Origin of the sequence: Bradyrhizobium sp. ORS 111, assembly GCF_045571485.1 — a bacterium.
Lineage (GTDB): Bacteria > Pseudomonadota > Alphaproteobacteria > Rhizobiales > Xanthobacteraceae > Bradyrhizobium.
In genome coordinates, this window is record NZ_CP120701.1 from 2,744,497 (window position 1) to 2,764,604 (window position 20,108).

The 20,108-nt window shown below is 63.2% G+C and carries 17 protein-coding genes; 11 read left to right on the forward strand and 6 right to left on the reverse strand.

Translation table 11 applies throughout. The features are described 5' to 3' along the window. Window positions 1-164: 164 nt before the first annotated feature. The 6 genes from xoxF5 (at window position 165) to P6U30_RS12515 (ending at window position 6,714) form a co-directional block, all read left to right on the forward strand. Window positions 165-1,970, forward strand: a complete 1,806-nt coding sequence (gene xoxF5 / locus P6U30_RS12490; protein ID WP_407169313.1) for a lanthanide-dependent methanol dehydrogenase XoxF5 — start codon at window positions 165-167, stop codon at window positions 1,968-1,970. A gap of 124 nt (window positions 1,971-2,094) precedes the next feature. Continuing rightward, the gene (locus P6U30_RS12495) at window positions 2,095-2,577 is read left to right on the forward strand and encodes a c-type cytochrome, methanol metabolism-related (RefSeq protein ID WP_407152498.1); all 483 of its coding nucleotides are present in this window, start codon (window positions 2,095-2,097) and stop codon (window positions 2,575-2,577) included. Between the two features lie 50 nt (window positions 2,578-2,627). Further along, window positions 2,628-3,737, forward strand: coding sequence for an S-(hydroxymethyl)glutathione dehydrogenase/class III alcohol dehydrogenase (locus P6U30_RS12500; RefSeq protein ID WP_407169314.1), 1,110 nt, complete (start codon window positions 2,628-2,630; stop codon window positions 3,735-3,737). 33 nt (window positions 3,738-3,770) lie between these two features. Further along, on the forward strand, window positions 3,771-4,334 hold the full coding sequence (gene gfa, locus P6U30_RS12505) for an S-(hydroxymethyl)glutathione synthase (protein ID WP_407169315.1): 564 nt from the start codon (window positions 3,771-3,773) through the stop codon (window positions 4,332-4,334). Window positions 4,335-4,547: 213 nt separating this feature from the next. Then, window positions 4,548-5,498, forward strand: coding sequence for a hypothetical protein (locus tag P6U30_RS12510; RefSeq protein WP_407169316.1), 951 nt, complete (start codon window positions 4,548-4,550; stop codon window positions 5,496-5,498). Window positions 5,499-5,571: 73 nt separating this feature from the next. Continuing rightward, the gene (locus P6U30_RS12515) at window positions 5,572-6,714 is read left to right on the forward strand and encodes an epoxide hydrolase family protein (protein ID WP_407169317.1); all 1,143 of its coding nucleotides are present in this window, start codon (window positions 5,572-5,574) and stop codon (window positions 6,712-6,714) included. Between the two features lie 188 nt (window positions 6,715-6,902). Here the strand turns inward: P6U30_RS12515 and P6U30_RS12520 are convergent, their stop codons facing one another. Then, window positions 6,903-7,580 (reverse strand): hemerythrin domain-containing protein, encoded by a 678-nt coding sequence (locus tag P6U30_RS12520; RefSeq protein ID WP_407169318.1) that lies wholly within the window; start codon window positions 7,578-7,580, stop codon window positions 6,903-6,905. 173 nt (window positions 7,581-7,753) lie between these two features. Here P6U30_RS12520 and P6U30_RS12525 point away from each other — a divergent pair, with 173 nt between their 5' ends. The 5 genes from P6U30_RS12525 to P6U30_RS12545 all read left to right on the forward strand — a co-directional run bounded on the left by P6U30_RS12525 (window position 7,754) and on the right by P6U30_RS12545 (window position 14,091). Further along, window positions 7,754-8,152: a c-type cytochrome gene (locus P6U30_RS12525; RefSeq protein ID WP_407169319.1), complete on the forward strand. Its 399-nt coding sequence runs from the start codon at window positions 7,754-7,756 to the stop codon at window positions 8,150-8,152. A gap of 8 nt (window positions 8,153-8,160) precedes the next feature. Further along, window positions 8,161-10,383: a carboxypeptidase regulatory-like domain-containing protein gene (locus P6U30_RS12530; protein ID WP_407169320.1), complete on the forward strand. Its 2,223-nt coding sequence runs from the start codon at window positions 8,161-8,163 to the stop codon at window positions 10,381-10,383. 144 nt (window positions 10,384-10,527) lie between these two features. Then, entirely contained in the window at window positions 10,528-11,841 is a 1,314-nt protein-coding gene (locus tag P6U30_RS12535; protein WP_407170440.1) for a chloride channel protein, read from the forward strand. 565 nt (window positions 11,842-12,406) lie between these two features. Beyond that, window positions 12,407-13,894: a M81 family metallopeptidase gene (locus P6U30_RS12540; protein ID WP_407169321.1), complete on the forward strand. Its 1,488-nt coding sequence runs from the start codon at window positions 12,407-12,409 to the stop codon at window positions 13,892-13,894. Beyond that, window positions 13,891-14,091, forward strand: a complete 201-nt coding sequence (locus P6U30_RS12545; RefSeq protein ID WP_407169322.1) for a hypothetical protein — start codon at window positions 13,891-13,893, stop codon at window positions 14,089-14,091. Before P6U30_RS12540 ends, P6U30_RS12545 begins: the two co-directional genes overlap by 4 nt. Before the next feature lie 40 nt (window positions 14,092-14,131). Here P6U30_RS12545 and P6U30_RS12550 read toward each other — a convergent pair whose 3' ends face one another. The 5 genes from P6U30_RS12550 to P6U30_RS12570 all read right to left on the reverse strand — a co-directional run bounded on the left by P6U30_RS12550 (window position 14,132) and on the right by P6U30_RS12570 (window position 20,089). Further along, on the reverse strand, window positions 14,132-14,761 hold the full coding sequence (locus tag P6U30_RS12550; RefSeq protein ID WP_407169323.1) for a 2-hydroxychromene-2-carboxylate isomerase: 630 nt from the start codon (window positions 14,759-14,761) through the stop codon (window positions 14,132-14,134). A gap of 507 nt (window positions 14,762-15,268) precedes the next feature. Beyond that, the gene (locus P6U30_RS12555; RefSeq protein WP_407169324.1) at window positions 15,269-17,179 is read right to left on the reverse strand and encodes an NAD(P)-binding domain-containing protein; all 1,911 of its coding nucleotides are present in this window, start codon (window positions 17,177-17,179) and stop codon (window positions 15,269-15,271) included. Window positions 17,180-17,191: 12 nt separating this feature from the next. Then, entirely contained in the window at window positions 17,192-17,965 is a 774-nt protein-coding gene (locus P6U30_RS12560) for an SDR family NAD(P)-dependent oxidoreductase (protein ID WP_407169325.1), read from the reverse strand. Continuing rightward, window positions 17,955-18,605: a TetR/AcrR family transcriptional regulator gene (locus tag P6U30_RS12565; protein ID WP_407169326.1), complete on the reverse strand. Its 651-nt coding sequence runs from the start codon at window positions 18,603-18,605 to the stop codon at window positions 17,955-17,957. The genes P6U30_RS12560 and P6U30_RS12565 overlap by 11 nt, the downstream gene beginning before the upstream one ends. After that, window positions 18,602-20,089: an AMP-binding protein gene (locus P6U30_RS12570; protein WP_407169327.1), complete on the reverse strand. Its 1,488-nt coding sequence runs from the start codon at window positions 20,087-20,089 to the stop codon at window positions 18,602-18,604. Before P6U30_RS12570 ends, P6U30_RS12565 begins: the two co-directional genes overlap by 4 nt. Window positions 20,090-20,108 lie beyond the last annotated feature (19 nt).

The window sequence follows — 20,108 nt, forward strand, 5'->3', positions numbered from 1 at the left end:
ACCGGCGCGGCAAATTTTTTGCGAAGGTTCACTTTCGAGCAAACGGGTGTTCTCTCTTGGGCAAGTCGTGAAGAACCGATCGAGGTACGGCTAGGGAACCAAAATGGAAGAAGTGGGCCGTTTCAACGGAAACCCTGAACTCTTGAAACTGGGAGGAATCCACGATGCGCAAGGTGCTTTACGCGACCGGTGTTGGGGCCATGGCGATGATCGCTGCCGGCGCTGCCAACGCCAACGAAGAGCTCAGCAAGATGGCAAAGAACCCCAAAGACTGGGTAATGCCAGCCGGGGACTACGCCAACACACGCTATTCGAAGCTGAATCAAATCAACGCGCAAAACGTCGGAAAATTGCAGGTCGCCTGGACGTTTTCGACCGGCGTGCTGCGTGGCCACGAAGGCGGCCCGCTCATCATCGGCAACACGATGTATGTGCACACGCCATTCCCGAACAAGGTCTATGCTCTTGACCTATCTCAGGACAACAAGATCGTCTGGAGCTACGAGCCCAAGCAGGATCCCAATGTCATCCCGGTGATGTGCTGCGACACGGTGAACCGCGGCCTCGCCTATGCGGACGGCAAGATCTTCCTGCATCAGGCGGACGATACGCTGGTCGCGCTCGACTCCAAGACCGGCAAGGTGGCTTGGTCGGTGCATAACGGCGACCCCAAGAAGGGGCAGACCGGCACGTCGGCGCCTCTGGTCGTCAAGGACAAGGTGCTGGTCGGCACGTCCGGCGGCGAGTTCGGCGTTCAGTGCAGCATGACGGCCTACGATGTGAAGGACGGCAAGCAGGTCTGGAAAGCCTACTCGGAAGGGCCGGATGACCAGATCCTGTTCAACGACAAGACCACGTCGCTCGGCAAGCCGGTCGGCAAGGATTCCAGCCTCAAGACCTGGCAGGGCGATCAGTGGAAGATCGGAGGCGGCTGCACGTGGGGCTGGATCGCCTACGACCCCGAGCTCGACATGGTCTATTACGGCTCGGGCAATCCCTCGACCTGGAATCCGAAGCAGCGTCCGGGCGACAACAAGTGGTCGATGACCATCTTCGCGCGCAATCCGGATACCGGTATGGCCAAGTGGGTCTACCAGATGACGCCGCACGACGAGTGGGACTATGACGGCGTCAACGAGATGATCCTCACCGACGAGCAGATCGGCGGCAAGGATCGCAAGCTGCTGACCCATTTCGATCGTAACGGCCTTGCTTACACACTCGATCGCACCGACGGCGAACTGCTGGTCGCCGAGAAGTATGATCCGAAGGTGAACTGGACCTCCGGCGTCGACATGGACAAGAACTCGCCGACCTACGGCCGGCCGAAGGTTCTTGACTCCGCGTCGACCGAGAAAGGCGGCGAGGATCACAACACCAAGGGCATCTGCCCGGCCGCGCTCGGCACCAAGGACGAGCAGCCGGCGGCCTATTCGCCCGAGACGCAACTGTTCTACGTGCCGACCAACCACGTCTGCATGGACTATGAGCCGTTCAAGGTGAGCTACACCGCAGGTCAGCCCTATGTCGGCGCGACGCTGTCGATGTATCCGCCTCCCGGCGAGTCCAACATGGGCAACTTCATCGCTTGGGACGGCAAGACCGGCAAGATCGTCTGGTCGAACAAGGAGCAGTTCTCGGTCTGGTCGGGTGCACTCGCGACCGCCGGTGGCGTGGTGTTCTACGGCACGCTGGAAGGCTACCTGAAGGCGGTCGATGCCAAGACCGGCAAGGAGCTCTACAAGTTCAAGACTCCGTCCGGCATCATCGGCAACGTCACGACTTATGAGCATGGTGGCAAGCAGTACATTGCCGTGCTCTCGGGTGTCGGCGGTTGGGCAGGCATCGGTCTCGCGGCTGGTCTGACCGATCCGACAGCCGGCCTCGGTGCCGTCGGCGGTTACGCAGCGCTGAGCAACTACACCGCGCTCGGTGGAACGCTCACAGTGTTCTCGCTGCCGCAGCAGTGAGCTGACCCAGCCTCGTTCCGGCGCATGGGGTGGTCTCCATGCGCCGGTCCGTCTTCAAATCGCACGCGAGGACAGGCTTTTGCGCAAGATCTGGTTTGTGAGTGCTGCGATCTTTGTCGTGGCAATGGGAGGAGTTGCTTCCGCCGAAGACGCTGGTGATCCGACCGCCGTCAAGTCTGAGGATGGAAAGTATTTGGACAAGGATGGAAACCCGACCTTCAAAGTGGCGCCCGATGGCACCGTGGACTGGTACACCTACTCCGGATTCCGCCGCTATCATTCGGAGTGCCATGTGTGCCACGGTCCCGACGGCATGGGATCGACTTATGCGCCTGCGCTGGCGAATTCGCTGAAGACGATGAGTTACGCCGACTTCCTCGGCACGGTCGCGAGCGGACGCAAGAACGTCAACACGGCGCAGGAGAACGTGATGCCGGCGTTCGGCGATAACCCGAACGTTGCCTGCTACATGGACGACCTCTATGTGTACCTGCGCGCCCGCGCCAACAACGCGGTCCCGCGCGGCCGGCCAGCCAAGCATGAGGACAAGTCGGACGCCTATACAAAGGCGGAAGACGCCTGCATGGGCAACAGCGAGAAGAAGTGAGCGTGGCCGGCGCGAATGACAAACCCTAAGAGTGTTTTGGAGAGACCAAGATGAAAACGCGCGCCGCAGTCGCATTCCAGGCAAAGAAGCCGCTCGAGATTGTCGAGCTTGATCTGGAAGGACCCAAGGCCGGCGAGGTCCTCGTCGAGATCAAGGCGACGGGCATCTGTCACACCGACGCCTATACGCTGGATGGATTCGACAGCGAAGGCATCTTTCCCTCGATCCTCGGCCACGAGGGTGCCGGCATCGTTCGCGAGGTCGGCCCGGGGGTGACATCGGTCAAGGCAGGCGATCATGTGATCCCGCTCTACACGCCCGAATGCCGTCAGTGCAAAAGCTGCCTGAGCCAGAAGACCAACCTCTGCACGGCGATCCGCGCGACCCAGGGCAAGGGCGTGATGCCCGACGGGACCTCGCGCTTCAGCTACAAGGGGCAGACCATCTACCACTACATGGGCTGCTCGACCTTCTCGAACTTCACCGTGCTGCCTGAAATCGCGGTGGCGAAGATCCGCGAGGACGCACCGTTCGACAAGAGCTGCTACATCGGCTGCGGCGTCACCACCGGCGTCGGTGCGGTCGTCAACACTGCCAAGGTGACCCCCGGCTCCAACGTCGTGGTGTTCGGTCTCGGCGGCATCGGCCTCAACGTGATCCAGGGCGCCAAGATGGTCGGTGCCGACAAGATCATCGGCGTCGACATCAACGACTCAAAGGATGCCTGGGGCCGTCAGTTCGGCATGACGCATTTCGTCAATCCCACCAAGGTGAGCGGTGACATCGTGCAGCATCTGGTGACGCTGACCGATGGCGGCGCCGACTACACCTTCGACTGTACCGGCAACACCAATGTGATGCGCCAGGCGCTGGAAGCCTGTCATCGCGGGTGGGGCGTCTCGGTCGTGATCGGCGTGGCGGAAGCGGGCAAGGAGATCGCAACCCGGCCGTTCCAGCTCGTCACCGGCCGCGTCTGGAAGGGTACCGCCTTCGGCGGCGCCCGCGGACGCACCGACGTGCCGAAGGTCGTCGACTGGTACATGAACGGAAAGATTCAGATCGATCCGATGATCACCCACGTGCTGAAGCTCGAGGAGATCAACAAGGGGTTCGACCTGATGCACGAGGGAAAATCGATCCGCTCGGTCGTCGTGTTCTGAAATCAAAACACCAAGCACTAGGAGGATAGACCAATGACTGTTCATATCCACCCATCGGTCGACAACGGCGTCAAGCAAGGCTCGGGCAACTTCGCCGGCGGGACACTTGTCTGCAAATGCACGGACAAGCCGGTCAAAATCGGGATCAAGGGCGATGTCGCCCACAATCACGCGTGCGGCTGCACCAAGTGCTGGAAGCCCGACGGCGCGATCTTCTCGGTAGTCGCGGTGGTCCCGCGCGAGAACGTCACCGTGCTGGAGAACGGCGACAAGCTGAAGATCGTCGACACCGCGGCGGTGATCCAGCGCTACGCCTGCACGGGCTGCGGCACCCACATGTACGGCCGGATCGAGAACAAGGGCCATCCGTTCTACGGCCTCGATTTCATCCATCCCGAGCTATTCCAGGAATCCGGCTCGGCCGCGCCAGGATTTGCTGCGTTCGTGTCCTCGGTGATCGAGTCGGGCGTCAAGCCGACTGAGATGGCCGGCATCAGGTCGCGGCTCAAGGAACTCGGGCTCGAGCCCTATGACTGCTTGTCGCCGCCCTTGATGGACGCGATTGCCACCCACGTGGCGAAGGCCAAGGCGGCCTGAGCGGCCCATCTGACAACATCCCGTGCCGGCGGCTAGCGCTGTCGGCACCGGACGATCGGCGAACGCGCGCCAGGTGACGTGAACGCCGCTCCGCGCCCGGAAAAGCGCGCCAAGGCAAGAACTTGAGCTTCGGTCCTGGTTCAATTTCTGGCCCGAGGCTCCAGTACCCCCGTGACCTGTGAACCTTGCATGCCCTGCGGGCGACCACAGGGCATGCATTTGTTCATACGGCTGTCCCTTTGCCTCGCCCCGATCCTGGTCCTGGCGCACGCCAATGCCGCGTCGCCGGAAGACCGGTACATCGCTGCCCGTGATGCCGCGGTCGTCAAGTTCGCCAGACAGATGGACGCCGGCCAGACCGGCGACGCCATCGATAAGGCCGAAGCAGCGGCGCGGAACGACCTCAAGGCCCAGCTCACTGCGATCGTGTCCGAGCCCGCTCGCCCGGGCTTTGCGCCGGCGCAGCTCAATCTCGACACTCTGTACAAGGGTGACGAGGGCTTCGGGATGCTGGACGGGCTGCGCTTCGATGCCGAGACCGGTAAGGGCGGCGCGAAAGTCGGACAGGCCGCCGATGGAAGCTATGTCGAGCCGAAAGCCCACATCGTCATCACCACGGAATCCCTGTTCGTCCGCTGGCTGCACGCGCACAAGACCTGGTGGGACAAGGGCACCAAGAATGTGCCACAGCAGATTGATGCGGCGTTGAAATTTGAAGGCCTCTACACCCAGGCGATTTCAACGGATGCGGCGGTGATCGATTTCACCGAGCTGCCGATCAAAAATCCGCCGGCCGCGACGTCGACCTACGCGTTCCTGGCCGGCCGTACCCAGGACGAGACCCCCGATCTGGCCGACGAAGTCTTCGTCGCCGCGCAGGCCAATGGCAAGGTCTATATCGCCTACAGCGCCATCGAACCGTCCGTGCGAATTTCCGCCTGCACCGCGATACGCGCCGGCTACATCAAGAGGGCCGAGGAGGCGGAGGAGAAATTCCGCCAGAAGCGGATCGACAAGAAGACCTACGACAAGCTCGGCAAGCTACGCGAGCAGGGCGACGAGGCCTTCAGGCACTGCTTCACCGAGCGCGCGCCGCAGCAACCCGCCTTTGCCGAGGCGACCAGGCAGGCGCAGGTGCTGCTGGAAACGGCTCTCAGCCACTAGCGTCGTACAGTGGTTTGATCGGCTGGCGGCCTGACCCTATCTTCCCCAGACGTTCTGTTGCAGGGGAGACGTCATGACTAGCGCCATCAGCCCGTTCCGCATTGCCGTCAGTGACGATGCTCTGGAGGATCTCCGCACCCGGCTGCGCCGGACACGTTGGCCCGAGGCTGAGCTGGTCGACGACTGGAGCCAGGGTGCGCCGCTCAAATGGATCAAGGACGTCTGCCGCTATTGGGCCGACGACTATGATTGGCGCCTGCGCGAGGCGCGGCTCAATCGTTTCAGCCAGTTCACGACCGGGATCGATGGGCTCGACATCCACTTCATCCATGTCCGCTCGCCACATCCGGATGCCCGGCCGTTGCTCATCACTCATGGCTGGCCGGGATCGGTGGTCGAATTCCACAAGGTGATCGAGCCGCTGACTGATCCGATGGCGCATGGCGGCAACGCCGCCGACGCTTTCCATGTGGTGTGCCCGTCGCTGCCGGGCTTCGGCTTCTCCGCCAAGCCGACGACGACGGGGTGGGGCGTCGATCGGATCGCCAAAGCGTGGGCGGTCCTGATGGAGCGGCTCGGCTATGCCAGCTATTTCGCGCAGGGCGGCGATTGGGGCTCGGCGGTCACGACCGCGATCGGCGGGCAGGATGCGGCGCATTGCGCGGGCATTCACATCACCCTGGCGATGTCGACCCGCCCCAACGTCGAGGGACAACCGACGCCGGAAGAGACCCGCGCGCTCAACGGCATCAAATATTATGCCGACTGGGACTCCGGATATTCCAAGCAGCAATCCACCCGGCCGCAGACTCTTGGCTATGCGCTGACGGATTCACCCAGCGGGCAGGCGGCTTGGATACTGGAAAAAATCTGGGCCTGGACCGATTGCGACGGGCATCCCGAAAACATCCTCAGCCGCGACGAATTGCTCGACAATGTCATGCTGTACTGGGTCACCGCGACCGCGGCATCGTCGGCGCGACTTTACTGGGAGAGCTTTGGCGCGAACAAGCGAACCCTGCACAAGGTGACGGTGCCGACCGGCGTCGCCGTCTTCCCCAAAGAGATCGTCACTCCGGTGCGCAAATGGATGGAAGCGAGCTACATAAATATCCAGCACTGGAAGGAGATGCCGAAAGGCGGGCACTTCTCCGCGTTCGAGCAGCCTGAGCTGTTCGTCCGTGAAACCCGCGAGTTCTTCGGGATGTTGCGCTGATACCGAACGACGGATCGCCGGCTCGGCGATGATGCGCCGATATCGCGCCGGAGCACGAAGGACGCGCGCGGCACCAAATCGGGATGAGTTTGGGTTGAATCGACCCGCAGCGACTTCTGTACATCTCTCCCCGACGGGGAGAGGTGACCTCCGCCGCTATTTTCAGGTCACCCTAATGCCATCATGCGCTAGGTGGGAGTCATGCGGGCAAGGTCGTGGATTCCGAGCGCCTGCTCGAGCGCCGCCACCTGCGCGACGTAGCGCTCGAAGCCGTCCTCACCGAACTTGCGCCGCTCGTCGCGCTCGAAATCCTCCGCCATGGCGTCGAATTCATGGGGCGAAACGATGCTCCGCAGCCTGGGGAAGAGCTCGGTATCTTCACGCGCCTCATGCGGACGATACATCGCAATGAAGCTCTGCAGGCTCGTGATCAGTCGGCTGCGGTTTTCTTCTGGCGCCTGACTTGCCGGCGCCAGCGCGAGAATCGTGTCGGTGAGACGACGGCCGGCCTGATGCTGCTGATAAAGCACATTGACCAGCTCGACCATTTGCCCGGCTTTGCGAAACCGGGGAAAGAGCTGCTGCTCCTCGTTGCGCTCGTGATAGTCTTCGATGAATTCGTGCACGATTGTTGCCGCGCGAGACAGCATGCCAACGTCGAAATCCTCGCTCCGGGCAAGCTTCTGCAAACCTGCTTCATAGACGAGTAACACGCGGTTGAGCACGCCATGCTCTCGCATCAGATCTTCCGGTGGCGTCACGTCGGCGGGCTTATCGGCTTCCGCCGCATGCGCGCCGGCGGCGCCTGCGATCAACAATCCCGATGCCGCATGAACGAACGTTCGTCGGTCGAAGGCGGGCTTCATCGCTGAACTCCCTGCTGAAGGCGGAGGCCGTACCGCGCCTTCATCGGCGCGAGCCGTGGCGGGTTCAATCCAACCGGCCTGTCGCGGCGTAGTTCCTTGATCTGCGCTTCCGGCAAGGAACGGACCCTTTGGGAACGGGTTGTAGCCGCGATCAGCAACAGGGAGCCATGCCCGTGCGTCAGGCGTTGTTTGCGCTCACGCGTCTCCTCGCCCTGTCAGCGGTGACAACCTCATGCGGCGCCGGCTTCTGCTTTGCGGCGGGCGATCCCGCGAAGGGCGCCGCGATTTTCGAGCGTGAATGCGCGCTCTGTCACACGATCGGCAAGGGTGAACCCAATCGCTTTGGACCCAATCTGTTCGGAATCATCGAGCGCAAGGCCGCCGCGGCGCCGGGATACGACTATTCGCCGGAATTCATCACCATGGCGATCTGGACCTGGAGCCCGGACGCCATCGCATCATTCATCGCGGCGCCCGGCCTGACGATTCCCGGTAACAGGATGTCCGTGTTCCCGGGCGTTCCGGATGCGGAGATTGACGATCTCATCGCCTACTTGGCGGCCCAGAAATAGAGGCGCCCATGAGACCGCCGATCAGGTTGCTCGGAGCCCTCGCCATCATTCAATTGTTCGTGTGCCAGGCACCGGCGCAAGTGGCTGCTCCGGTCGACATCGGCGCCCACGATATTGGCGGCGTCGTCAACAGCGCGAATGGACCGGAAGGCGGCGTCTGGGTGATCGCCGAGACCAGCGATCTCGGCACTCGCTTCGCGAAGATCGTTGTTACCGATAACGCGGGGCGCTTCGTCATTCCCGATCTGCCGGAGGCGCATTATCAGGTCTGGGTCCGCGGCTATGGTCTGGTCGATTCGCCTAAAGTTGCCGGCGAGAGAGGGCGGCATCTCAACCTCGATGCCGTGATCGCACCGGATCGCGCCGCGGCGGCGCAGTACTATCCCGCGATCTACTGGTTCTCGTTGCTTCGGCCACCCGGCACCGACAAATTTCCCGGCACCGGTCCGAACGGCAACGGCATTCCAACCGAATTCAAGACCCGCGATCAATGGCTCGACGTGATCAAGACCAATGGCTGCGGCAATTGTCACCAGATCGGAAATTATGCCACGCGTACGATGCCGCCGGCGTTCGACCATTTCCAATCCGGCCTCGCGGCATGGGCGCGCCGCCTCCAGTCGGGACCCGGCGGCACCACCATGGTGCATACCATGGGCCGATTGCTGGCGCCTGATGGCGGGCACCTCGCTGCGCTTGCGGATTGGACCGACCGCATTAAGGCTGGCGAGCTTCCGAAAACCGCGCCACCGCGGCCCGCCGGCGTCGAACGCAATCTCGTCATCACTGTGCGCGACTGGCTCGACCCGAAACATTATCTCCATGACCTCCTGGCGACTGACAAGCGCCAGCCGACCGTGAACGCCAATGGACCGCTTTATGGCGCGACCGAGCTTTCCAGCAACACGATGCCGGTGCTCGATCCCTTGGCCAACCTCAAGCGTGTCATCCCCATGCCGATCCGCGAGCCGGAACGCACGCCGAGTTCGGCACTTGCGAATCCGGTGTTCGCGTCTTCGCCCTATTTCGGGCGCGAGCAGGTGTGGGACAGCCAGGTCAACGCCCATTCACCGGCGATGGATCGGGAAGGGCGCGTTTATTTCACCGCGCAGGTGCGGCCGCCGACCGAGGTCCCCAGCTATTGCGGCAAGGACTCGCCGCTCCGCTCCGCACAGCTCTATCCGTTGACGACAAGGCCCGAGGGGTTCAACCAGAACTCGCGGCAGGTGACGGTTTATGATCCCCGCAACGGGAAGTTCACGTTCATCGATACCTGCTTCGGCACCCAGCATCTGAACTTCGCCGAGGACGACGGCAACACGCTCTGGTTCAGCAACAACACGCAGGGCAAGAACGCCGTGGTCGGCTGGGTGAACACGAACAAATTCTGGGCGTCCGGCGATGCCGCCGCGTCACAAGGCTGGAGCGCGCTCGTGGTTGACACCAACGGCAACGGCCGGCGCGACGAGGGTTACAACGAGCCCGGTCAGCCCATTGATGCCACCAAGGATACCCGCATCCCGCTCGGGCTCTACGGCATTTCCGTGAGCCCGCTCGATGGCTCCGTCTGGGGCTCCAGCCTGCCGCATCCCGGCTATATCGTCCGCGTCGATCCCGGCGCGAATCCACCCGAGACGGCGCTCGCCGAGGTCTATAAGGTACCGCTGCCCGGCTACGGCATTCGCGGCATGGATGTCGATCGCAACGGCGTCGTGTGGGTGCCGCTCGACAGCGGTCATATCGGCAGCTTCGATCGGCGCAAATGCAAAGGGCCCCTCAATGGTCCCAGCGCTGCGAGCGGCGACAAATGTCCTGAGGGCTGGAGCTTCTATCCGTTGCCGGGCCCGCCGCTGCAGGGCGACACGGGCGCAGCGGAAAACCCGTACTACTTGTGGGTCGATCAGCACGACATCCTGGGACTCGGCGCCAACACGCCGATCGCCACCGGCAACCAGTCCGATTCCCTGCACGCGCTGGCAAACGGCCACATCGTCGAATTGCGCGTACCCTATCCGATGGGGTTCTTCGCCAAGCAGATCGACGGGCGGATCGACGATCCTGCCGCGGGCTGGAAAGGCCGCGCGCTCTGGGTGACCTCCGGCAACCGCGCGCCCTTTCATATCGAGGGGATCGATGCGCCTCATCCGGGAGCGCCGGGGGCGACCGAGGCGACACGGTCGAGCCCGCTTGTGGTGCAATTCCAGCTCCGTTCGGACCCGCTGGCTCGCTAGTGCCGGATGCCGGATTTGCCGACGTCCTCACGCTCGCAGGTTCACGAGCCGCAAGCCCATCGACGGGTCTTGAGCGACACGCTAACAATGCAGCGTAAGTCGTCCCCCGGCACCGGCCGCGAAACCAGCGAGAATACCGCCAGCATGACGTTCCCCTCCAACCGCCACAAGCGGCTGTTCAGAATCATCTCTGCGCGTTGGCAACGGCGGGCCATCTTCTTGCTGGGAGGCGTTGCGGTGGGGGCGGCGGCCGTCGTGCTCGCACAACTCGCCGATGCGGCGCAGCTTGCCTTCTCCACGCTGGTGTCGCGCTTTCGCTATGCCTCGCTCGTGCTGACGCCCGCCGGATTTGCGCTGTCGGTATTTCTCACCAACCGCCTGTTTCGAAACGCCCAGGGCAGCGGAATTCCGCAGGCCATCGCCGCGCGCCATCTCACGGATCAGTCCGCGCGCGAAAGTCTCGTCTCACTGCGGATTGCGGTCGGCAAGATCATCCTGACCCTGCTGGGCCTGCTGTGCGGCGCGTCGGTGGGGCGCGAGGGCCCTACGGTTCAGATCGGCGCCTCGATCATGTTCGCGATCGGCCGCTTCTCGCCGCGGCGGCAGCCTGGCTTGATTCTCGCGGGTGCCGCGGCCGGCGTGGCGGCCGCCTTCAATACTCCGCTGGCCGGCATCGTCTTCGGCATCGAGGAAATGAGCCGCGCCTTCGAGACCAGGACCAGCAGCCTGATTATCGCGGCGGTGATCGCCGCCGGTCTCACCTCGCTCGCGCTGATGGGCAACTACACCTATTTCGGCACCAGCGCGATGGGCCTGCGCAACGGCATAGACTGGCTGGCGATCCCCGTCTGCGGCGTGGTTGGAGGTCTCGCCGGTGGTCTGTTCAGCCGCATCCTGATCATGATGGCGCAAGGGTTCTCCAATCCGGTGGGGAGGGCGATCAAGCGCTACCCGGTCGGCTTTGCCGCGATCTGCGGACTGGCGGCTGCGATCTGCGGTCTCGCATCCGACGGCGCAGTCTACGGGACCGGATATCAGCAGGTCAAAGCCGCCCTTGAGAGCGGAGCGCAGTTGTCGTCGAGCTTCAGCGTATTGAAGTTCCTGGCGACCACGTTTTCGTCGATCAGCGGCATGCCGGGCGGCATCTTCTCTCCCTCGCTCGCGGTGGGCGCAGGGATCGGCTCCAATGTCGCGTCGCTGTTTCAGGGCGCGCCGCTGGCCGCCATCATGCTGCTCGGCATGGTTTCATATTTCGCGGGCGTGGTTCAGGCCCCGATCACGGCGTTCGTGATCGTGACTGAAATGACCGACAATCACGCCATGGTCGTGCCGTTGATGGCCGCTGCACTGATCGCTCACGCCAGTTCGCGCCTGGTCTGCAAGGAAGGCGTCTACCACGCGCTTGCCAAGGGTTTTATCGACCGGGCCTCGCCGGCGCCGAAGATGCCCCCGGCTTGAATGTCCGCTCCGCCGGGTCGATAAGCGTGCGTAAACTGTGTGGCGGTCTACGCGTGTGGACCGCAGCGGCCATGCGCATTGACACGTGCGACAAATCAACCCGACGGGCAAAATTTCGCTTCGCGTTTGACCCAACTCAGACGTCTGATGCCTCCGTCTCACCCGATCGAGGGGCGCTTCGCGATCGTCGCACCCGGCTTTCCCTGCGCCCTCTGCTTTCAGAGCGGCGAAACGAACAGCAAGGCTCGGACGGATCGTGATGCGAGAACGTCGCCTCACGTCCTCTCCGTCGTCATGCCCCGCGCATGCGGGGCATCCAGTACGCCGCGGCCTCTCGGCTCACGCTCAGGCGCCTCTGGAATACTGGATCGTCCGCATTCGCGGACGATGACACCGTGGGCAACTGATACGTGAAGACGAACCGCTCGAACTCAGTTCCGGAGCGACGACTCCGCGAGCTCGAGCTTGCACAGCAAAGCGGGGAAGGGCGGCAAATTCCGAATCCGGCATTGGCGCGCGGCGGGATCGATGCCAGTATGTGGGAAAAGAGCCGAGGCGCCTGAAAATGAGCGATCGCAAGATCCGTATCGCCGTTCTGCAATTCTCTCACGAAACCGTCTCCTTCCTGCCGAACGAGACCACGCGCGACGATTTCATCTATCCGGGCTCGCCTGCCAAGGGCGAGGCGCTGCTGCGCTCCGATCCGACGAACTACATGGGCGGCTTCGTGAAGGCGGCCGGTGAATTTTCCGAGGTCGAACTGGTCGGCATCGAGTCCCCGTTGTGGCCGAAGACAGGCACCGGATCGGGCTGGATCACCCAGGATGCCTATTCGACCTTTGTCGGCAGCATGATCGCCGGGTTGAAGGAAGAGGGACCGTTCGATGGCGTCTATCTGAGTTTGCATGGCGCGATGGCGGTGCGCGACGTTCCGCGGCCGGAGGCTGACCTGGCGCGGCAGGTGCGGGAGGTGGTCGGGCGCGGCGCCTGCATCGCGGCGACCTTCGACCTTCATGGCAACGAGGATGAGGCCTTCCTCGCGCAGGCGGACATGGCGTTCGCCGTCAAATACTTTCCGCACTACGACGGCTATCTGCAGGGCGAGCGCGCCGCACGCGCGCTGGTGCGGGCAATCCGTGGCGACTACAAACCGGCACACAAGACGATCAAGATTCCCGTGATCTCGCCGACCGTACTGCAGTGGACCGGAGCGCGGCCGTGGATGGACCTCGTGCAGCGGGCGCTGGTATGGGAAGCTCGCGAGGTCGATGTCTACGTCAACATCTTCTTCGGCTTTCCGTTCGCAGATGTGCCCGACGTCGGCATGACAGTCCAGGTATTGACCAACGACAAGCCCAAACTTGCCGAGCAGATTGCACGCGATCTCGCGGCCACGATCTGGCGGCTGCGCGAGGCCTTGCTGCAATCGACCAAGCTGCACAGCATCGCCGACGGTGTCGGGCTGGCGAAGCAGGCTATCGCCGATCGCAAGACGCCGGTGGTGCTGGCCGACCACAGCGACCGTTCGGGATCGGCGACCTGGTTGCTGCGCGAGATCATCGCGCAGGACCTCGGCAACACGCTGATCGCCACCATTGCGGATGCCAAGGCGACCGCGCGCCTGAAGACTGGTGGCGCCAAAGCCGGCGATGCCTTCGACATGGAGATCGGCGGACTCGCGGACGAGTCGGCGGGAGAGCCGGTCCGCATTCAGGGCACGGTCCTGATCGCGGTCGAAGGCCATGGCCAGTTCTGGGTCTGCGTGCGCTTTGGCCGCGACAACGTGCTAATCCTCTCCACCTATTTGGTGCAGATCATGGAGCCGTTCTCGCTGAAGGCGCTGGGCCTCGACATTGCCGCGTTCGACGTGTTCGCGATCAAGTCGCGGGTGCACTTCCGGCGTGGCTTCGACGACAACGGTTTTGCGAAGACGATACTGCTGGTCGAGCCCGAGCAGCCGTTCCTCGGCACGACGCGTCTCGACAAGTTGCCTTACCGTAACGTCGACCTCACGCAGTTCTATCCCTACGGCAACCCGAGCTTTTCCGTGTGACGGCGAGGAGCGATATCACGACTGATGTCCGCTATCGCCTGATCGGACCGACCGTGTCGGCTTATGCGATCAAGCTGCGCACGCTGATGCGCTGCGGGCGGATCCCGAGGTTCGCCGCGCTCGACGGCAGCGATCGCGCCGCCTTGAAGGGCGTGCTCGAACGCACCGGCTGCTGGGCGATCCTGAACGGAGGGTGATGGTCAAGCCTTGGGGACATCCTCGCGTGCTTTAGCCGAGCTATTTGCGGTGCCGGCTTCCGAGCGCGATCGCGATCGTCTCCGGATGTTTGATCCGTTCGATCAGCATGTCGATGCGGTCGCCGCCCCAGAACAGCTCGCCGTTGAATAACATGGTCGGAACGCCGAACACGCCAAGCGCTTCGGCCTCGTCGATGATGCGGTCGTGCTCGGCGCGGGCGGGCCCGTGGACATAAGCCTCGAAGTCGCCGGCCGAGCCGCCGATCGTGGAGATCACGCCGGCAATCTCGGCGAGGTCGTCGATCTCCAGCTCATGATTCCAGAACCGCTGGAATACTGTGTCATGGTAAGGGCGAAATAGTCCCAGGCGCTGCGCGAACAGCATTCCGGCGCTGGAATAGAATGCGTCGTAGATCCGGCGCGGACCCTTCATGACGAGACCTTGCGCGTTGGCGAAACGCCGCGCGTCCATGTAGGAGTAGCGCACCTTGCGCCAGAAATGCGGCGTGCGCTCTTCGACAGTGCCCATGAATTCAGGGATGCGCAGGGTGTAGGGCAGCCATTCCAGTTCGACGCCGTATTTCTCCTCCAGCTCGAACAGTCGCTTGTTGGCGACGTAGGCATACGGGCTCTTGTAGTCGGTGTAGATGCGCACCCGCGGCTTTTCCATCATCGATCCTCGCTTGCTCCGGACGATTGTTCCCGATCGCGAGCCGTGACGCAATGCGAGGCACAGGAGAGCGCAAACGAACGGGCCCCGGTGCATTCAAGCATCGCGGGGCCCTGCCACTTCGTTTTAGCGAAGGATATCTGGTACACACCAGTAGTGCTTCGGGACCGAAAGCGCTTGGCCTTTGCGCTCTTGTCCTGCGGATATGGTCAGATTGTCGGCGGCGCGACGTGGCTAGCAGCTGCTGATCGCTTCAACGTGCGCCGAGACCTTGCCGCTGAGCAAGGTCGCTGGCTTTCGCCGGTGGCGTCATGCTCCTCTCCAAGGGTGGTCCGACGGACATCTGTCCGCTTCTACTGCGTGCCGGCAGACCATATGATCCGCCGTCATTTCCTGCGATGGTGGGGAGCAATCGCTCCCGGCACCTCACCAGGTGCATCGCAAATGCTGCGGCAGTTATCGCAGCCTGTCAAGTTAAGGCGAGAGCGATTCAGGTCAGACGTCCTGTCAGGCTTTGGTCTGACGGTACCGGGTAAAATCCGGATCGTGGGTCATTTTCCAGTAGTCGACAAAACGCCACGGCATCGCCGAGAACACCCGTCCCTGGCTGTTGCGGTAGTAGGTCGTCATGCCCGGATGTGTCCAGATCAACTGCTCATGTTCGGCATCGACCTTGCGCACATATTGATCGTGTGCGTCAGGATGCACGTCGATCGCTGCGATGTCGTTCTCGATCATCTCGACCAGACAGGCGGAGATATAGCGGCTCTGGCATTCGGACTGGAAGATCACGCTGCCGCCATGCGCCGGTCCCGAATTGGGGCCGAGCATCAGGAAGAGATTGGGGAAACTAGGCACCGTGAGGCCGAGATAGGCAGTCGGATTGTCGTCGCGCCAGACCTGCTTGAGGTTCTTGCCGCCGCGTCCGGTGATGTTCAGGCGCGCCGCCATCTCGGAGACCTTGAAGCCGGTCGAGATCACGATGACATCGTGCCGCCGCAGCTTGCCATCGGCCGTGACGATGCCTTCAGGTACGAAGCGGTCGATCATGTCGGTAACGAGCTCGACATTCGGCTTGGTCAGCGTCTTGAACCAGTTGTTGTCGAGCAGGATGCGCTTGCCGTAGGGCGGATAGGTCGGCACGCATTTCTCGATCAGGTCGGGACGATCCTTCAACTCCGACAGAATAAATTCGGTCAGTTCCTGGCGATGCCGATCATTGCCCTTGTTGACGGCGCGGTCCGGATACAGCCAGGCCGGATCCTTGCGCAGGAACGGCAGCAGGCCGTCGCCATAGCGCCAGAACATGTTGAAGCGGTACCACTGCACATAGAACGGCAGATGCGCGAGCAGCCACTGCGCGCCGTCGGTGATCGGATCGGAATAGCCCTTCACCGGGCGGGCCCATTGCGCGGTGCGCTGATAGACGGTGACCGAGGCGACACGATCGGCAATCGATGGCACGAGCTGCATCGCCGTCGCGCCGGTGCCGATCACAGCGACATGCTTGCCGTCGAGCTCGATGTCGTCGGACCACAACGACGAATGGACCTTAAGGCCCCTAAAGTCCTCATCCCCGTTGAACCGCGCCGGCGAGGGATCGTTGAGCTGGCCGATCGCGCTGACCAGCGCGGTCGACTCGAAAGTCTCTTCGCCACTCTGGGTCTTCAGGGTCGAGATCCAGCGCCGCTTACCCTCATCCCAGCGCGAAGCCACCAGTTCGGTGTTGAGGCGGACGTTCCGGCGGATGTCGTATTCGCGCACGACCTTGAGCAGATAGTCCAGCAGCTCCTGGCGCTGCGCAAAATACCGCGTCCACGGATTGCGCGCGCCGAACGAAAAGGAATAGGAATGGTTCGGCGTATCGACGCCACAGCCGGGATAGCGGTTGACGTACCAGGTGCCGCCGATCTCGTCTTCCTTCTCGACGATCGTGTAGGGGATGCCGAGCCGTCCGAGTGCAACACCGAGCGCGATCGCGCAGACGCCGGCGCCGACGATCAGCGCATGCTGCCGCGCCAACGTCTCGCCGGTGGGGCGCTCGCGCCAGCGTGCGTCGCGGGGAATGAAGCCCATTTCTTCGCGCATCAGCGGCGCATATTCCGGCGCGACATTTTCGCCGAGCGTTGCCCGCATCATCTTCAGCATCAGTTCATCGCCGGGATCGGTGATGACGGGCTTGGGCGTCCCGTTCGTGAACAGATTCAAGACTGCCGCCCGGACCTCGTCCTGGATCTCCCTCGGCACGCCGGCATCGGGATCGGGGATCAGGCGGACGTCGCGCTTCGGCTTGTAGGGAGGCTCCAGCCATTTCTCGTCGCCGGTCATGTGCACCAGCACCATCAGCAGCACGCGGATGTCGCCTTCCGCGACGGCGGAGGACAGATTGAGGGTCTTGTACGGAAGCTCGACGTTCATGCGTTGCTGTCCCTAGCTGGTCGGCGCTTCCGGCAGGCCGCCATAGGCCGCCCATGTGGTGCCCGCGATGTAGCCGGCGTCGACCGGCAGGTTGATGCCGGTGACGCCGCTGCTCAGCGGCGACAGCAGCCAGGCGATTGCCTGTGCGACCTCCATCGGCTCGACCAGCCGGTCCATCGCAGTCGGACGCGCGAGCAGGTCTTTGTTCAGGGCGCCCGATGCGATGCCGGCCTCGAGCGCCGCCGTGCGGGTGAAGCCGGGCGACACCGCGTTGACGCGGACGCCGACGCGGCCCCATTCGGCGGCGAGCGTCTGCGTGATCTGAATGACGCCGGCCTTGGCCGCGGTATAGGCGTGGATCGGACCCGACGTCATGCCGGCCACCGAGGCGACATTGACGATCGCGCCGTGTCGCCGCTTCGCCATCCCGACGCCGACGCTGCGCGCGACCAGGAACGTGCCGCGCAGGTCGATATTCACCTCGCGGTCCCATTGCTCCATCCGCACCCGCTCGATCGAATGCATCTTGCCGAACACGCCGGCCGCGTTGACAAGGCCGGTGATCGGACCATGCGTCTTCTCGATATCGGCGACGCCGGCCACCACGGCGCTTTCACTCGCGACGTCGAATGGCGCCGGCCAAAGGATGGCCGCGGTTCCGGCCAGCGGCTCGGGTGCAATATCGACGACGACGACGTGGTGTCCTTGATCTGCAAGCAACGTCGCGGTGGCGGCACCGATGCCGCGGCTGCCGCCGGTGACGAGGATTGTGCCGTCAGCGCTCATGCTTTTTGTCCTTGACGCTGGAAGCGAACAGGCCGCGCGTCACCAGCTTCCGGTACGCCGAGATGACGTAGTCGGGCACCGCGGTGACGCCCTGTTCGGAATAGGAGTAACGACGGCTGAGATAGCCGCGCGCACCCATCAACACCTGAACGATGGCCTCGAATTCCTCGTCGCTGAACGTGTTGGTTGCTCCCGCGGCCCGTGCACGCTGGAGAATCCGCACATAGGCGCTCGAAATGTTATCGAAGTGCTTCTGGTAGCCGATGGGCGCAAAGAACTCGGCCTCGTTGAGGATGCGCAGGAACTCCGGCACCTCGCGGATGAAGTCGAAGAACGCGCTGAAGCGCTCGATCTCCTGACGCGCGGCGTCGGCTGTCCCGGTCCGGGCGCGGATGAAGCGCACCATGTCGAGGCCGATCTTCGGCAGCAACTGGTCGAGCAGCTCCTGGCGGTTCTCGAAGTGATTATAGAAGGTGCCCTGCGCAACACCCGCCGCTTCCGTGATGCGGGCGACGGAGGCTTCGGCATAGCCGTATTTGCCGACGATCTTGGTCGCGGCGTCGAAGATCTTCTGCTTGGTCCAGGCGTTGCGCTCGACCCGGTTGAGCTTGGTCACCTTGGCGGATGTAGCTTGCGTCATGCGATCGCCTCGAGTTCGGCACGAAGAACGCGCTTGAGCACCTTGCCGGATGGATTGCGCGGCAGGCTGTCGCGAATGATCAACTGTTTCGGCACCTTGAAGCCGGCGAGCCGGGCGCGGCAGTGGTCGGTAAGGGCGGGCAGATCGAGTCTCGCGTCATCGGCGAGCACCACGACGGCGACCGGCTTTTTGCCCCAGCGCTTGTCGGGGAGGCCGATCACGGCGACCTCTGGCATTTCGTAGATGACGCGCTCGACCTCGGAGGATGCGACGTTCTCACCGCCCGAGATGATCAAGTCCTTCTTGCGGTCGGTGAGAAAGAGGAAGCCGTCTTGGTCGAGATAGCCGATATCACCGGTTTTGAACCAATCGCCGAAGAACGCCGATGCCGTCTTCTCCGGATCCTTCCAGTAGCCTTGGGTGACCTTCGGACCGCGCAGGCAGATCTCGCCGTTCTGACCTGCGGGCAATCGCTTGCCGGCGTCGTCGCGGATCTCGATCTCGACGTGGGCGGTGGCGCGGCCGGTCGAGCCGATCTTCTCGATCTCGCGGCCGGGCTCCATGAACGTGTCGCCGCCGCAGCTCTCGGTGAGGCCGTAAGCGTCGATATAGCGCGCATTCCTGAAATATTCGGAGAAGGCGCGGATCCGCACTTCCGGCGTCTTCTCGCCGCCGCCGATCGCCCATCTCAGGCTGGATACATCATAGCGCTCACGGTTCGGGCAGGTGAGCAGGGCCGTGGTCATGACGGGCGCGAGCCAGGCGGCATTCAGCTTCTCTCGCTCGATCGCGGCGAGCGCGGGCTCCGGTTCGAAGGTGCGGTGAATGCACAGCATGCCGCCGTGCCAGAGCACGGCGATGCCGGGCAGGTCGAGCGCGCCGACGTGATAGAGCGGGCCGACGACGAGCAGTCGCGTATCCGCGTTGAGCCCGAGCACCAGCGTCTGGTCGGCCGATTTCCAGTAGATGTTCTCGTAAGTGAGCATCACCCCCTTGGGACGATCGGTCGTGCCCGAGGTGTACATCAGCCGCATCAGGTCGCGCGGCTGGCACGCATGCATCGGCGCCGCTGCGATGTCGGGCGCAAGGCTGCTGATGCTGGATTGCGTGACTTCATCGAGCAGCACCACGGGCGCGCCGCCCGCTGCGGCCTCCGCAAGCTCCTCGTCTGCGATCAAGAGACGTGCGCCGGAATTGCCGACGATGTAGCCGACCTCGTCGGCCGACAGGCGATAGTTGATCGGCAGGAACACCGCGCCGATGTGGCTCACCGCAAACACCAGTTCGAGAAAGGCGGCGCTGTTCTTCATCAGGACGGCGACGACGTCGCCGGGACCGATGCCGCGTGCGGCGAGCCAGCCGCCGGCCTGCCTGATCCGCTGGTCGAAGCTCGCATAGGCGATGTCTTCGCCGCGATATTTCAGCGCACAGCGATCCGGCGTCCGCTTGGCATGAAAGGCGATGAAGCTGGAAAGATTGATCATTCGCCGCTCGACAAGGCCG